Raw genomic sequence first — 14,320 nt, forward strand, 5'->3', positions numbered from 1 at the left:
TATATATAATTCTTCCTCACACACTCCCCTACTCTTTCCCCATGAAACTCAACCCCCAACAGCAAGCCGCCGTCAAATACCTCGGCGGGCCTCTGCTCGTGCTTGCCGGTGCCGGCAGCGGCAAAACCGGCGTGATTACGCAAAAAATCAAACATTTGATTGTCAACGTCGGCTATCTGCCGCATACCGTCGCCGCAATTACCTTCACCAACAAAGCCGCTACGGAAATGCAGGAACGCGTCGCCAAAATGCTGCCCAAGTCGCAAACGCGCGGGCTGACGATTTGCACCTTCCACTCTTTGGGCATGAAGATTTTGCGCGAAGAGGCGAACCATATCGGTTACAAAAAAAACTTCTCCATCCTCGATTCCACCGACAGCGCGAAAATCATCGGCGAACTTTTGGGCGGCACGGGAAAAGAAGCCTTATTCAAAGCGCAGCATCAGATTTCCCTGTGGAAAAACGATTTGAAAACGCCTGAAGACGTACTTCAGACGGCCTCAAACGCTTGGGAAGAACAAATCGCGCGCGTGTATGCGAGCTATCAGGAAACCTTACAAAGCTATCAGGCGGTGGACTTCGACGACTTAATCCGCCTGCCCGCCGTGTTGTTGCAGCAAAACAGCGAAGTGCGCAACAAATGGCAGCGGCGGCTGCGTTATCTGTTGGTTGACGAATGTCAGGACACTAATACCTGCCAATTTACGCTGATGAAGCTCTTGACCGGCGCGGAAGGCATGTTTACAGCCGTCGGCGACGACGACCAGTCCATCTACGCATGGCGCGGCGCAAACATGGAAAACCTGCGCAAAATGCAGGAAGACTATCCGCAGATGAAGGTTATCAAGCTGGAGCAAAACTACCGCTCCACCGCGCGGATTCTCAAAATCGCCAACAAAGTCATCGAAAATAATCCCAAGCTGTTCACGAAAAAACTTTGGTCGCAGTTCGGCGAAGGCGAAATCGTCAAAGTCGTTGCCTGCCAAAACGAGCAACACGAAGCCGACTGGGTTGTCAGCCAAATCGTCAAGCAGAAGCTGGTCGGCGGCGACAAAACCCAATACGCCGATTTCGCCGTGTTATACCGCGGCAACCATCAGGCGCGGATTTTTGAAGAAGCCTTGCGCAGCGCGCGCGTTCCTTACCAACTCTCCGGCGGACAAAGCTTTTTCGACAAAGCCGAAATCAAAGACGTTTTGTCCTATTTGCGCCTGCTTGCCAACCCCAACGACGATCCCGCCTTCCTGCGCGCCGTTACCACACCCAAACGCGGCATCGGCGATGTAACGCTGGGCAAACTCAACACCTACGCGCACGAACATGAATGCAGCCTGTATGAAGCCGCGCAAAACGAAGAAGCACTCGCCCTGTTGAACAATACCAACCGCCAACACCTGCAAGCCTTTATGGATATGTTCGGCAGCTACCGCGCCAAAGCCGAAACCAGCGAAGCGGGCGAACTCATCAACAGCCTGCTCAAAGAAATCGACTACGAAAACCACCTGCTTGCCAGCGAAGAGGGTAAAGCCGGCGAAATCAAATGGCGCAACGTCAGCGACCTGACCGGCTGGCTAGAGCGCAAAGGCGAACAAGACGGCAAAAACATCATCGAACTCGCCCAAACCGTCGCCCTAATGACGCTCTTGGAAGGCAAAAGCGAAGAAGAAGTCGATGCCGTCAAACTCTCAACCCTACACGCCTCCAAAGGCTTGGAATACCCCTACGTCTTCCTTGTCGGCTGCGAAGAGGGCATCCTGCCGCACAACGACAGCATCGAAGAAGACAATGTTGAAGAAGAACGCCGCCTGATGTACGTCGGCATCACCCGCGCCAAACGCCAGCTTACGCTGACCCACTGCGTCAAACGCAAAAAACAAGGCACATGGCAGTTCCCCGAACCCAGCCGCTTCATAGACGAAATGCCGCAGGAAGACATCAAGATTTTAGGACGCAAAGGCGGCGAACCGATTGTGAGCAAGGAAGAGGGCAGAAGCCATCTGGCGGGGATGCTGGATATGTTGGCGGCGAAAGGGAAGGGCTGAAACAAAAGATGGACAAGTAAAAGGTCGTCTGAAACTAGATCCGGTTTCAGACGACCTTTGCAATATTCCTATCTTAGAACTTTACGCCTTTGTGCAGCGCCACGATACCCGCGCTCATATTATGATAATCCACACTGTCGAACCCCGCGTCCAGCATCATCTGTTTCAAAGTTTCTTGATCGGGATGCATACGGATGGATTCGGCGAGATATTGATAGCTGTCGGCATCTTTCGCAATCAGTTTGCCCATGACCGGTAGCAGCTTGAAGGAATACAGGTCGTACACCCCTTCCAGTGGTTTGTAGACTTTGGAAAACTCCAATACCAGCAGCGTGCCGCCCGGTTTCAACACGCGGTACATCTCTTTCAGCGCGGCATCTTTGTGCGTCATGTTGCGCAGACCGAAGGCGACAGAAACCAGATTGAAATAGTTATCGGGGAATGGCAGCTTTTCCGCATCAGCCAGCGACACGGGCAGAATCAGGCCTTCGTTGAGCAGTCGGTCGCGTCCGACGGTCAGCATCGAAGAATTGATATCGGTCAGCCAAACTTCGCCCTCTTTACCCACGCGTTTGGCCCAGCCGCGAGACAAATCGCCCGTACCGCCGGCAATATCCAATACTTTGTCTCCTTTTTTCAAGCGTGCGGTATTAATGGTGAAATGCTTCCAAACACGGTGCAGGCCGCCGGACATCACATCGTTCATAATGTCATAGTTTTTCGCTACCGAATGGAATACTTCGGCTACTTTGCCTGCTTTTTCGTTCTCATCTACGGTACTGAAACCAAAATGGGTTTTGTGGTTGCTCATGTTGCCTGCCTTTTGAAATTTAAAATTAAAATAATATGAATTCAGATATTGAATACGTCGAAGAAATCGCCAATCGCTTTCGACGTGGGAAATATATTTTTCGCCTATCCCACCTTAAAACGAGCGGCTGTTGAGTAACAGGTAACGTTGTGTGTAGCCCGCTCCGGTACCTAAAAATTTCAGTTCCATCTTTTCAGACGACCTTTTCGTCAATGTCTTCCGCCACAACCTCCGCTGCCACAGGTATGGCCGGATTTCGATTCGGTATTCAAATCGTCAGGAGAAGGGACACGGGACGCACCAGCCAGCTCCATACGGCGCAGGTAGTCCGTCCAAAGTGCGTCGTGATCGTGTGCCAGTTTGTGCAGATAGGCCCAGTCGTACAGGCCGCTGTTGTGGCCGTCTGAAAAAGTGATTTTCAAGGCATAATTACCGACCGGCTCCAAATCAGTAACGGTAACGCTTGCCTTTCCGGTTTGTAAAACCTCCTGCCCTACGCCGTGTCCGCGCACTTCCGCACTGGGCGAATAAACACGCAAAAACTCTGCGGAAAGTGGTTTTTCATCGGCATCGTAACGCAGCGTCAGCAATGCTCGGTCTTTCGACAGACGGATTTCCGTCGGAATAAGGTTGTTTTCGTTCACAGTCATACTCCGGATTTTTTACGCAGCCACGCAACTCTGATGGAAAAAACGCCCCCGGCCGCAGCAAACAGCAAAATTGAATAAAGGGACAGGCGTATCAGATTTATCCTCATCTGTCCGTTTAAGCCCAAAGGCAACATCATCAGTCCTGCAAATATTAAAAACGCCGAAACCATTAAAGCGATAGAAATGAAGGCATAGCGGGTATTGGCATTGATTTTGTGATGACGGCTCATGGTTGCGCAAGGGTTGCTGAACTTGAAGTCGGGTCATTCTATCAGTTTTGCAGGCTAATTTCGATAAAAGGTCGTCTGAAACGAAAACGCCTGTTGAACTGCACCCCAAAAGTTGGACATCCCCTCCAACTCACAAGGTGCAGTTTTTTTATGAGCAAATATACATTACACTTCAAATACCAAGCCGTACTCCACTACCTGCATATACGCAGCCAACAGCGTACCGCAGACCACTACGGCATTTCCCGAACCCACCTGAGACGATGGATACGCGCCTATCAAGAAGGCGGTATCGGCGCACTCGAACATCCCCAATCCAAAACCATGCCCCAACACCGCAAAAACCCCTTCATCGCAGATAAACCCGACCAAGAAAAAACACAGGCAGAGCTTATTGAAGAACTGTGCTATATGCGCGCAAAGGTTGCCTATCTAAAGGAGTTAGAAGCCCTCAGCCAAAAACAGACCGCAAAGGACAAAGCCAAACCGTCCAAACACTGAGGGCGCAACACCCGCTCAAATACCTGCTGCACATCGCAAACCTGCCCAAAAGCAGCTTTTACTACCATCACCAAGACCGACCCGATCCCGATGAAGCCGACAAAGCCCTCCTTGTCGAAACCTACCGGCGGCATAAAGGACGCTACGGGCAAAGGCGCATTGCCGCAGCATTGGATTGGAACCGCAAAAAAGCAGCTCGGTTGATGAAACAGATGGGGCTGAAAGCCAAAATACGGGCAAAAAAAGCCTACCGCCATCCCGCCATGGGTGAAATATCGGAACACCTCCTCAAACGCCGGTTCAAAGCCCAAAAGCCCAACGAAAAATGGCTGACCGACGTGACCGAACTCAAAGGGAGCGACGGCAAACTGTACCTCTCGCCAATCTTGGACTTGTTCAACCGTGAGATCGTCGCCTACGCCATGAGCCGCAATGCTAACAGCGAAATGGTGAAGGAAATGCTCGAAAAAGCCGCACCCCGTCTGACTGATAAGGGAACAATGCTGCATTCCGACCAAGGTGTGCTGTACCGTACGGCGGAATATAGGAAATTGATTGCAAAACATTCCATGGTTCAAAGCATGTCGCGTAAGGCGAACTGTTGGGACAATGCGCCGATGGAAAGCTTCTTTGCGGTGTTGAAGACGGAGTGTTTCTATAACGCAGGAGAATTGACGGTGGATGAATTGATGAAGCAGATAGATGACTATATGGATTACTACAACCGGGAGCGTTGCAGTTTGAAATTGAAAAAGCTGAGTCCTGTCGCATACAGAACCCAGCTTGCACAGAGCGCCTGAATAGGCTTTTATGAGTGTCCAAGATTTGGGGGCCAGTTCATGTTTCAGACGACCTTTTGGCTTTTGCTTTATCTGGCTTACTCGATAAACAGGACAACTGCTTTTTCTGTTTCTTCATTCGGCATTAGGCGCACGGCTGTGCCGGTTTTTCCTTTGAGGCGCACGAGGAAGCCTCCGGGTTTGCGTTCCAAAACCTCAAGCTTTGCATCACCTCGCGGGCGGAATGTGATTTTCTCGCATTCGCGAAGACACCAGTGGTTTTTCCAATGGATGAAATAAATGTTATCTGGTTTGACGGCAAGCGTTTCTCCGCCATTGACGACAAAATAGGGATAATCGGGCTTTTTGGTTTTGAATGTCCATTCTGCTTTCTGTTTTTTACCGTTTTGGCTGTATTCGAACACGGCGCGGTAGGCAGTGTCGTATTCGAGCGGCGATAGCGGGAAAAGCGCAAATTGTTTGTCGGTCAACTGTCCGTTTGGATCTGTGTATTTATCCAAAATTTTGGTTTTGTCGATTTCGTTTTTGCCTTGATAAAGTTTGAACGACAGCATCTTGACTTCTCCCCCGTCGTCTGAAAATGCAATGCTGACGGGATTTCCGGTAAATTCATAACCGGGCATGGGATCGGGATGTTCTCCGTAAAAATCCGGCGCGGCAAAATTTCCCTTCGGATAAGCGATATACGCTAACTTTGTTTGATTTTTAATTTCGTCGGCGTAAACGATAGAACCGTTAAAACAAGAATTTTTATAGAAACGGCGGTCCGCTTCCGGATAGGATCGCCCTAACGAACACCAATGATTGAATTCCCGGTTGCCTTGATTGAAAACGACGGCGGTTTTTCCGTTGCCACGCTCAACAGCTACTCCCGCTTCGTCAATATTTTGATCAAGCAAAGAAAAACGGTGGTAAATGGCTGTCATCAGGGCATCGGTTTGCTCGTGCAGGACAAGTGTGTTTTTAAATCCATCCTGATGGCGGTACTCGCCCGTGCTGATGTTTTCATGAACACCATCGAAATAATAGCCGGCCTTGCGGGCGCGGTCGGAGGGCTTGTACCCTGTGTAAAATTGATTGTTTCGATGTTTTTCGTCATGGCCATCTTCAGGATTGATCAGCAGATATTTGGCGTGCCTGCGGGCTGAGCGTTCCAATACCGGGGAATTCGACAGGGGATTCAAACCGGCAGCAGCACGCAAAAAATTAAGGTAACCCAAGCCGCTTAAAGATTCTACGGACGAACGGTCTTGACCGGCTTGCGGGTGGATAAGGTTGTCTGAAAAGAAATAGCGATTTTGCTGGTAATAAAACAGACCAAGCGCGCCCGCTAATATTACCAGCCAGATGGAGATGGATTTCATATTGTCATTTTATAGGGTAAAGTGAGTTTAACGTAATGATGGAAGAACTTGGCGAATCATACAGCATAATATCCGTAAACGTCGTCTGAAAAGTACCAGCCAAGTAAAATAAATGTATTTTTATTACAGTAAAATATTGTTAAGCTTATCTGCCTGATTTATAATTCCCGTCATATTAAAAGATGAAGTTTTTGTATTTTATGGGCAAATGACTTCATCCTCTTTTTTGTCTGTTGAAAATATTGAATATTTACTCCATCGGTATTGGTTTGACCAGCCTGAAGCTGATATTTGCTTTACATCCTCAAATTACGGAGTGTTCATGTCCACAATGTTTTTTATCCAGTTCGCCATCGTACTGGTGTGTATCTTAATCGGCGCGCAGGTCGGCGGCATCGGCTTGGGCGTGCTCGGCGGTATCGGGCTGGCGGTTTTGGCCTTCGGTTTCCATCTTGAGCCGACCAGTCCGCCGATTGACGTGATGCTGATGATTATGGCGGTCGTTTCCGCTGCTGCGTCGATGCAGGCAAGCGGCGGTTTGGACTATATGATTAAAATCGCCACCCGCGTTTTACACCGCAATCCGAAATACATCACCTTCATCGCACCTGCGGTCACATACCTGTTTACCGTATTGGCAGGCACGGGACACGTCGCCTATTCGGTATTGCCCGTTATTGCCGAAGTCAGCCGCCGCAACGGTATCCGCCCGTCGCGCCCGTTGACGATGGCGGTCATCGCGTCACAATTTGCCATTGTTGCCAGCCCGATTGCGGCCGCGGTCGTTGCCTGCGTTACCTACCTTGAGCCTCAACACATTACCATGGCTGATGTGCTGAAAGTGACTGTTCCTTCAACCATTCTCGGTATCGGTCTCGCCTGCGTATTCGTCAACAAGCTCGGCAAAGAGTTGAAAGACGACCCGCATTATCAGGCGTTGCTGAAAGACCCGGAATATGTAAAAGCCAACGAAAAAGATTCGGTTGAAGTATCCAATGCGCCCGTCAGCAAAGAGGCGAAACTTTCAGTCGGGATTTTCCTTGCTGCTGCGTTGCTGGTGGTCGTGATGGGTGCCGTCCCCGAGTTGCGCCCGACCTTTCAAACGGACGAGGGCCCGAAACTGATGGGCATGGCGCACGCCATCGAAATCGTCATGCTTTCTGCTGCCGCGCTGATTATCCTGCTGTGTAAACCGGATGGTAACGCGATTACCAAAGGCTCGGTATTTCATGCGGGTATGCGTGCCGTTATCGCCGTATTCGGCGTGGCATGGCTGGGCGACACGCTGATGCACGGTCATCTGGCTGAAGTCAAAGAAACCGTATCGCATCTGGTCGAAACTGCGCCGTGGACTTTTGCGTTTGCCCTGTTCGTTTTGTCCGTCTTGGTCAACAGCCAAGGGGCGACCGTTGCAACGCTGTTCCCCATCGGTATTTCGCTGGGCATTCCCGCCCCAATTATCATCGGCACGTTTGTCGCGGTGAACGGCTACTTCTTCATCCCGAACTACGGTCCGATTATCGCGGCGATTGATTTTGACAGCACGGGTTCGACTAAAATCGGCAGATTCATTTTCAACCACAGCTTTATGATTCCCGGCCTCTTGAGCATGGCGTTTAGCTTGGTATTCGGTTTGCTGCTGGCGAATTACTTCTTTTAAGGTCGTCTGAAAAAAGGTCGTTTGAAAACACAAAATAGGTTTTCAGACGACCTTTGCATTAGGATTATCCGCTATAATATCACCGCATAACAAAACCCGTCTTTTACGACCCTATTCCCACGGAGCGTACAAAAATGTACCACTACAAATCCGAAGCCACCCAGTTTCTCGACAAACTTATCGAAGACAATCCGCAACTGGAAACGCAACGCCTCGAAAACCGCCACCTGCTTTGGGATGTCGAATTAAATCCGCAAGAGCAGGCAGAGTTTGAGGCTGCCAAAGTTGCTAAAAAACCCTATACATACTATCAAGACTGATCGTGCCGAAATGACCGTCCGCACATCCAACACACCTGCCGGACTACAGGACTACCTCAATACCATCGGACAGGCGGAGCATCCCGTCCTTGCCGCATTGCGCGAGCGCATGCTTTCCCACCGATTGGGCAATATGGCTATCGCCCGCGAACAAGCCGCCCTGCTTTCTTGGTTGGCGCAGCTTATCCGTGTCGAAAAATATTTGGAAATCGGCGTGTTTACAGGATACAGCAGCACCGCCGTCGCGCTTGCATTGCCCGAGCATGGCAAAGTTACCGCCTGCGACATCAACGTAACATTTACCGACATAGCGCGCGAAACTTGGCGGGCGGCAGGAGTGGAACACAAAATTTCGCTGTACCTGCAACCCGCCCTTTTGACTTTGGACGATCTGATAGCGCAAGGCGAAGCGGAAAGTTACGACCTGGCCCTGATAGATGCGGATAAGCCCCCTACCCCGCAATATTTCGAACGTTGCCTGAAGCTTGTGCGTAAGGGCGGCATTATCGCCATCGACAATGTTTTGCTGAACGGCCGGGTCTTGCATGAGGGCGACGAATACTCCCCGCCCAGCTTGAAAATACTGCAAACATTCAACCGCAGCCTGCCCGAAGATGAACGTATCGTTCCCATTACCCTACCCGTAGGCGACGGATTGACCCTTCTTTTGAAAAAATAAACCGATGAAAACAAACCTGCTTATCCGACTGCTTCCCATTGCCTTTACCGCCGCCTGTACTTCCGTTTCATCCCCGACTTCAGACGACACTTTTTCGCTGCCGGATATTCCCGATAGCCCGCAGAAAGTATCCATCCCCTATCCCAAGCTCGACGAACAGACACAAATCGACCATTTGGGCGTACAGGTTGCACGCATCGAGCGGGAAATGGAGGCAGTAAACCTTCGTTTGCAGCAAATCGAGCAGCAAAACAAAATCCACTCCCGTCCTGCTAAGAAAACCGTGTCGCAACGCTTAGACGACCAGAAACTCAAAAAACATTATCTGGAGAACGGCGGTACTGTACCGACCGAAACAGATTCGCTTACCCTAAACGAAACCCGTCTTTACGAGCGTGCGTCCAAATACTACCGCAACGGGAATTATCGGGCGGCGGCAGCCATTCTGAAGGAAGCCGACGGCGGTAACGGCAGCGATATTGCGCGCCGCAATATGTATCTGTTGCTGCAAAGCCAGCAGCGCATGGGCCACTGCGAATCCGTCATCGAAATCGGCGGCCGCTACGCCAACCGCTTCCGCAACAGCCCGCAAGCCCCCGACGCGCTTTTCAGCATCGGACAATGCCAATACAAGCTGCAACAGAAAGACATCGCCCGCAACACATGGCGCAAGCTGATACAGAGCTATCCCGATAGCGAAGCTGCCAAACGTGCCGCTATCAGTATCAAGCAACGATAACTTTTCAGACGATCTCCCCCCTATTCGAAGGTCGTCTGAAATCATTCATTGAATAATGTTTTATACAATAGGAGCAAATATGGCCAAAATCGGCATCATCATGGGCAGCAACAGCGACTGGCCCGTCATGCAGCAGGCAGCGCAGTTTCTCAAAGAGTTCGGCGTCGAATACGAAGCCCGCGTCGTGTCCGCACACCGCACCCCCGATTTAATGTTCGAATACGCTGAAACCGCCCGTGAACGCGGCATCAAAGCCATCATCGCCGGTGCGGGCGGCGCGGCACACCTGCCCGGCATGGTTGCCGCCAAAACCACCGTCCCCGTATTGGGCGTTCCCGTACCCAGCAAATACCTGCGAGGCGAAGACTCCCTGCTCTCCATCGTGCAAATGCCCAAAGGCGTTCCCGTTGCCACTTTTGCCATCGGCGAAGCAGGAGCCGCCAACGCCGCCCTGTTCGCTATCTCGCTGCTTGCCAACGAAGATCTCAAGCTGGCGCAAAAACTTGCCGATTTCCGCGCCAAGCAGGAGCAAACCGTTTTAGACATGGAACTGCCCGAAGCCTGATATAAAAAAGGTCGTCTGAAAACGGATTTTCGTTTTTCAGACGACCTTTTTGCTTGATTTCAAAGAAACCTTCAAAATCGTTTAAAATCCATACCCTTTCATCTTTCTCAATCTGCCTTATGAACATCTTATCCGTAGAAAACGCTTCCTTTGCCGTCGGCCATGTCGCCCTGCTCGACAAAACTTCCTTCCAACTCGACAGCGGCGAAAAAATCGGCTTAATCGGCCGCAACGGCGCGGGTAAATCTTCGTTTCTAAAAATCCTCGCCGGCGTGCAGAAGCTCGACGACGGGCAGATTATCGTTCAAAACAACCTCAAAATCGTTTATGTGCCGCAGGAATCGTTTTTCGACAAAGAAGCCACCGTATTCGACACCGTCGCCGAAGGCTTGGGCGAAATCCGCGACCTGCTGCGCCGTTACCACCGCGTCAGCCATGAGTTGGAAAATAGTTCAAGTGAAACCTTATTAAAAGAACTCAACGAATTGCAGCTTGAAATCGAAGCGAAGGACGGTTGGAAGCTGGATGCGGCAGTGAAGCAGACTTTGGGCGAACTCGGTTTGCCGGAAAATGAAAAAATCGGCAACCTCTCCGGCGGGCAGAAAAAACGCGTCGCCTTGGCGCAGGCTTGGGTGCAGAAGCCCGACGTATTGCTGCTGGACGAACCGACCAACCATTTGGACATCGACGCGATTATCTGGCTGGAAAACCTGCTCAAAGCGTTTGAAGGCAGCCTGGTCGTGATTACCCACGATCGCCGTTTTCTGGACAACATTGCCACGCGCATCGTCGAACTCGACCGCGGCATCCTGCGTTCCTATCCCGGCTCGTTCTCCAAATACAGCGAAAAAAAAGCGCAGGAATTGGCGGTTGAAGCGGAACACAACCGCCTCTTCGACAAATTCCACGCGCAGGAAGAAGCGTGGATACGCAAAGGCATCGAAGCGCGCCGTACCCGCAACGAAGGCCGCGTGCGCCGTTTGGAAGAACTGCGCCGCCAGCGTGCCGAACGCCGCAACGTGCAGGGACAGGTCAACTTCAAACTCGACAGCGGCGAGAAAAGCGGCAAAATCATTGCCGAACTGGAACATGCCTCGTTTGCCTACGGCGACAAAGTCATCATGGACAAATTCTCCGCCATCTTGCAGCGCGGCGACAAAATCGGCTTAATCGGCCCTAACGGCATCGGCAAAACCACCTTCCTCAAGCTGATTCTGGGCGAATTGCAGCCGACCTACGGCAGAATCCGCATCGGCAGCAAGCAGGAAGTCGCCTATTTCGACCAATTCCGCAGCGCGCTGAACGAAAACGACACCGTGTTTTACACGCTCGGCCAAGGCAACGATTACGTCGAAGTCGGCGGCAAGAAAAAACACGTCATGAGCTATTTGGAAGATTTCCTATTCCACCCTGCCCGCGCGCAAAGCCCCGTCTCATCGCTCTCCGGCGGCGAACGCAACCGCCTCCTGCTGGCAAAACTCTTCACCCGCCCCGCCAATATCCTGGTCTTGGACGAACCGACCAACGATTTGGACATCGACACCCAAGAGCTGCTCGAAGACCTGCTGCGCGATTACCAAGGCACGGTATTCCTCGTCTCGCACGACCGTATGTTCCTTGATAACGTGATTACCCAAAGCATTGTTTTCGAAGGACAAGGTCGTCTGAAAGAATACATCGGCGGCTATCAGGACTACATCGACGCAAAATCACGCGAAGAGAAAATTCAGACGACCTCCGCGCCGAAAACAACCGCAGAACCGGAAAAAGCCAAACCCAAAGCCAACCGCACGGTCAAACTTTCCTACAAAGAACAGCGCGAACTCGACGCCCTGCCCGACGAAATCGCCGCCTTGGAAACCGAACAGGCGGAAATCAACGCGCAACTTTCCGATCCTGAAATTTTCAAAGATTACGAAAAAGCCGGCGCATTGCAAAACCGTGCCGAAGAAATCGAAACACTGCTCTTGGAAAAATTGGAACGCTGGGAGCTTCTGGAGGCTAAGCAGAACGGTGAAGCAATCTGATTTTTAGGGCATTATTCAAACAATAGAAAGAGGTCGTCTGAAACTTTCAGACGACCTCTTTTCACTTTACCTTAGCGGTGATAGTTCGGCGCTTCTTTGGTAATCTGGACATCGTGAACGTGGGATTCGCTCATGCCGGCGGAGGTGATTTCGACAAATTCCGCTTTTTCGTGCATTTCTTCGATATTGGCGCAGCCCAAATAGCCCATGCTGGAACGCAAACCGCCAGTCAGTTGGTGGATGATGTTCACAATCGGGCCTTTGTAGGGAACGCGGCCTTCGATGCCTTCGGGGACGTATTTATCGGTGCTGTCGGTTTTATCTTGGAAGTAGCGGTCGGCGGAGCCTTGGCTCATTGCTCCCAGAGAACCCATACCGCGGTAGGATTTGTACGAGCGGCCTTGGTAGAGTTCGATTTCGCCCGGTGCTTCTTCCGTACCGGCAAACATACCGCCGAGCATGACGCTGTATGCGCCCGCTGCCAAGGCTTTGGCGATGTCGCCGGAGAAGCGGATGCCGCCGTCGGCAATCAGCGGAACGCCTGTACCTTTGAGGGCTTCGGCAACATTGTGAATGGCGGTCAGTTGCGGCACGCCTACGCCTGCAACGATACGGGTGGTGCAAATCGAACCCGGTCCGATACCGACTTTGACGGCGTCTGCACCTGCTGCGACCAAATCCAAAGCGGCTTTGGCGGTTGCGATATTGCCGCCGATGACTTGGATGTGCGGATAGGTTTCTTTCACCCATTTCACGCGCTCGATAACGCCTTGGCTATGGCCGTGTGCAGTATCGACGACGATGACGTCGACTCCTGCTCCGACCAAGGCTTTTACGCGCTCTTCGGTGTCGCCGCCGGTGCCGACTGCCGCGCCTACGCGCAAACGGCCTTCGGAGTCTTTGTTGGCATTCGGAAACTCGGTGGTTTTCAAAATATCTTTTACGGTAATCAAGCCTTTAAGCTCGTCTTTTTCGTTCAAGACCAAAACGCGCTCGACTTTATGTTCGTGCATCAGTTCGCGCGCTTCGTCGATGCTTGTGCCTTCGGGGACGGTAACCAAGCGTTCGCGCGGGGTCATAATGGCGGAAACGGGCAGGTCGAGGCGGTTTTCAAAACGCAGGTCGCGGTTGGTAACGATACCTACTACTTTGCCGTTTTCGACGACGGGCAGGCCGGACATTTTGCGTTTGCGTTGCGCGCGCATTTCCAATACTTCGCGGATGAGCGTCGTCGGGGCAACCGTTACCGGGTCTTTCACTACGCCGCTCTCGTGGCGTTTCACTTTGGAAACAGCACGCGCCTGCATTTCGGGCGTCATGTTTTTATGGATAATGCCGATACCGCCTTCCTGCGCCATAGAAATGGCGAGGCGTGCTTCGGTAACGGTGTCCATTGCGGCGGAAAGTAAGGGGAGGTTGAGCGTGATTTCGCGGGTGAGCTTGGTTTGAAGTTTAACGTCTCGTGGCAGCACGGTTGAATGTGCAGGAACCAACAAAACATCGTCGAAAGTATAGGCTTTTTCTACGATACGCATGATGCTCAGTCTTTCAGTTTGTGCAAGATGCACGGCATTATAGCATTTAAATGCCAACCTTGACAAAATTTTGCAAGGGCTTTGTTATTTTTTTACACGATGATAAATGCCCGGAAATTTTGATACCGATTTTGCTTTTTCAACAAAGTTGCCAATATACCTGTTCCCAAATATCCTGTTTATTTCCTAGAAAATGGAGAGAAAGGACAAGCCATTCTCGGCGTAAGGGCTTTAAATAATCACTCAAATATGGTTCGCATTATTGAAATCAGCGGCTATCACAGATTAGACAATGCTGCTCTCCAAGCCCTTAAAAAATCCTCATTTATCTCAAAATTCGAAAAGATATTGAATATTATCGGTTGGTTAAATGCTCATTCGAATCGTTTTTCAGACG

At 51.1% G+C, this 14,320-nt stretch carries 13 protein-coding genes and 2 pseudogenes; 9 read left to right on the forward strand and 6 right to left on the reverse strand.

From position 1 onward, the window contains the following. Nucleotides 1-41: 41 nt before the first annotated feature. Nucleotides 42-2,042 carry a DNA helicase Rep gene (gene rep / locus NM96_04535; GenBank protein ID AVR78706.1) on the forward strand — a complete coding sequence of 667 codons (2,001 nt, stop codon included), beginning with the start codon at nucleotides 42-44 and terminating at the stop codon, nucleotides 2,040-2,042. A gap of 73 nt (nucleotides 2,043-2,115) precedes the next feature. Here rep and NM96_04540 read toward each other — a convergent pair whose 3' ends face one another. The 4 genes and pseudogenes from NM96_04540 to NM96_04555 form a co-directional block, all read right to left on the reverse strand. After that, complete coding sequence (locus tag NM96_04540) at nucleotides 2,116-2,853, reverse strand: bifunctional demethylmenaquinone methyltransferase/2-methoxy-6-polyprenyl-1,4-benzoquinol methylase UbiE (protein AVR78707.1); 738 nt, start codon at nucleotides 2,851-2,853, stop codon at nucleotides 2,116-2,118. A 41-nt stretch (nucleotides 2,854-2,894) separates the two neighbouring features. Then, a pseudogene (locus tag NM96_04545) lies at nucleotides 2,895-3,042 on the reverse strand (ribonuclease Z). A gap of 20 nt (nucleotides 3,043-3,062) precedes the next feature. Continuing rightward, nucleotides 3,063-3,503, reverse strand: coding sequence for a DUF971 domain-containing protein (locus NM96_04550; GenBank protein AVR78708.1), 441 nt, complete (start codon nucleotides 3,501-3,503; stop codon nucleotides 3,063-3,065). Further along, on the reverse strand, nucleotides 3,500-3,733 hold the full coding sequence (locus tag NM96_04555) for a cytochrome b6 (protein ID AVR78709.1): 234 nt from the start codon (nucleotides 3,731-3,733) through the stop codon (nucleotides 3,500-3,502). The genes NM96_04550 and NM96_04555 overlap by 4 nt, the downstream gene beginning before the upstream one ends. A gap of 117 nt (nucleotides 3,734-3,850) precedes the next feature. On the opposite strand from NM96_04555, the pseudogene NM96_04560 reads away from it, so the two are divergent. Beyond that, a pseudogene (locus NM96_04560) lies at nucleotides 3,851-4,234 on the forward strand (transposase). Continuing rightward, on the forward strand, nucleotides 4,138-5,034 hold the full coding sequence (locus NM96_04565; protein ID AVR78710.1) for a hypothetical protein: 897 nt from the start codon (nucleotides 4,138-4,140) through the stop codon (nucleotides 5,032-5,034). The pseudogene NM96_04560 and the gene NM96_04565 overlap by 97 nt, the downstream one beginning before the upstream one ends. 77 nt (nucleotides 5,035-5,111) lie before the next feature. On the opposite strand, the gene NM96_04570 is transcribed toward NM96_04565, so the two are convergent. Further along, nucleotides 5,112-6,398 (reverse strand): CAP domain-containing protein, encoded by a 1,287-nt coding sequence (locus NM96_04570; protein AVR78711.1) that lies wholly within the window; start codon nucleotides 6,396-6,398, stop codon nucleotides 5,112-5,114. 331 nt (nucleotides 6,399-6,729) lie between these two features. Here NM96_04570 and NM96_04575 point away from each other — a divergent pair, with 331 nt between their 5' ends. The 6 genes from NM96_04575 (at nucleotide 6,730) to NM96_04600 (ending at nucleotide 12,388) form a co-directional block, all read left to right on the forward strand. Then, nucleotides 6,730-8,058: an anaerobic C4-dicarboxylate transporter gene (locus NM96_04575; protein AVR80267.1), complete on the forward strand. Its 1,329-nt coding sequence runs from the start codon at nucleotides 6,730-6,732 to the stop codon at nucleotides 8,056-8,058. Nucleotides 8,059-8,192: 134 nt separating this feature from the next. Further along, complete coding sequence (locus NM96_04580) at nucleotides 8,193-8,378, forward strand: DUF3460 domain-containing protein (GenBank protein ID AVR78712.1); 186 nt, start codon at nucleotides 8,193-8,195, stop codon at nucleotides 8,376-8,378. Between the two features lie 10 nt (nucleotides 8,379-8,388). Beyond that, the gene (locus NM96_04585; protein ID AVR78713.1) at nucleotides 8,389-9,057 is read left to right on the forward strand and encodes an O-methyltransferase; all 669 of its coding nucleotides are present in this window, start codon (nucleotides 8,389-8,391) and stop codon (nucleotides 9,055-9,057) included. Between the two features lie 4 nt (nucleotides 9,058-9,061). After that, entirely contained in the window at nucleotides 9,062-9,796 is a 735-nt protein-coding gene (locus NM96_04590) for a hypothetical protein (GenBank protein AVR78714.1), read from the forward strand. A gap of 79 nt (nucleotides 9,797-9,875) precedes the next feature. Next, the gene (purE, locus tag NM96_04595) at nucleotides 9,876-10,361 is read left to right on the forward strand and encodes a 5-(carboxyamino)imidazole ribonucleotide mutase (protein ID AVR78715.1); all 486 of its coding nucleotides are present in this window, start codon (nucleotides 9,876-9,878) and stop codon (nucleotides 10,359-10,361) included. A 119-nt stretch (nucleotides 10,362-10,480) separates the two neighbouring features. After that, nucleotides 10,481-12,388: an ABC transporter ATP-binding protein gene (locus tag NM96_04600; GenBank protein ID AVR78716.1), complete on the forward strand. Its 1,908-nt coding sequence runs from the start codon at nucleotides 10,481-10,483 to the stop codon at nucleotides 12,386-12,388. Between the two features lie 71 nt (nucleotides 12,389-12,459). Here the strand turns inward: NM96_04600 and NM96_04605 are convergent, their stop codons facing one another. Next, on the reverse strand, nucleotides 12,460-13,923 hold the full coding sequence (locus NM96_04605; GenBank protein ID AVR78717.1) for an IMP dehydrogenase: 1,464 nt from the start codon (nucleotides 13,921-13,923) through the stop codon (nucleotides 12,460-12,462). Between the last annotated feature and the right edge of the window lie 397 nt (nucleotides 13,924-14,320).

The sequence above is a fragment of the Neisseria mucosa genome (genome assembly GCA_003028315.1).
Classification (GTDB): domain Bacteria; phylum Pseudomonadota; class Gammaproteobacteria; order Burkholderiales; family Neisseriaceae; genus Neisseria; species Neisseria mucosa.

Excerpts from the sequence above, each read along its gene's own strand:
- rep (AVR78706.1), top strand. The coding sequence starts at position 42 with ATGAAACTCAACCCCCAACAGCAAGCCGCCGTCAAATACCTCGGCGGG.
- NM96_04540 (AVR78707.1), bottom strand. The coding sequence starts at position 2,853 with ATGAGCAACCACAAAACCCATTTTGGTTTCAGTACCGTAGATGAGAAC.
- NM96_04550 (AVR78708.1), bottom strand. The coding sequence starts at position 3,503 with ATGACTGTGAACGAAAACAACCTTATTCCGACGGAAATCCGTCTGTCG.
- NM96_04555 (AVR78709.1), bottom strand. The coding sequence starts at position 3,733 with ATGAGCCGTCATCACAAAATCAATGCCAATACCCGCTATGCCTTCATT.
- NM96_04570 (AVR78711.1), bottom strand. The coding sequence starts at position 6,398 with ATGAAATCCATCTCCATCTGGCTGGTAATATTAGCGGGCGCGCTTGGT.
- NM96_04575 (AVR80267.1), top strand. The coding sequence starts at position 6,730 with ATGTTTTTTATCCAGTTCGCCATCGTACTGGTGTGTATCTTAATCGGC.
- NM96_04580 (AVR78712.1), top strand. The coding sequence starts at position 8,193 with ATGTACCACTACAAATCCGAAGCCACCCAGTTTCTCGACAAACTTATC.
- NM96_04585 (AVR78713.1), top strand. The coding sequence starts at position 8,389 with ATGACCGTCCGCACATCCAACACACCTGCCGGACTACAGGACTACCTC.
- NM96_04590 (AVR78714.1), top strand. The coding sequence starts at position 9,062 with ATGAAAACAAACCTGCTTATCCGACTGCTTCCCATTGCCTTTACCGCC.
- purE (AVR78715.1), top strand. The coding sequence starts at position 9,876 with ATGGCCAAAATCGGCATCATCATGGGCAGCAACAGCGACTGGCCCGTC.
- NM96_04600 (AVR78716.1), top strand. The coding sequence starts at position 10,481 with ATGAACATCTTATCCGTAGAAAACGCTTCCTTTGCCGTCGGCCATGTC.
- NM96_04605 (AVR78717.1), bottom strand. The coding sequence starts at position 13,923 with ATGCGTATCGTAGAAAAAGCCTATACTTTCGACGATGTTTTGTTGGTT.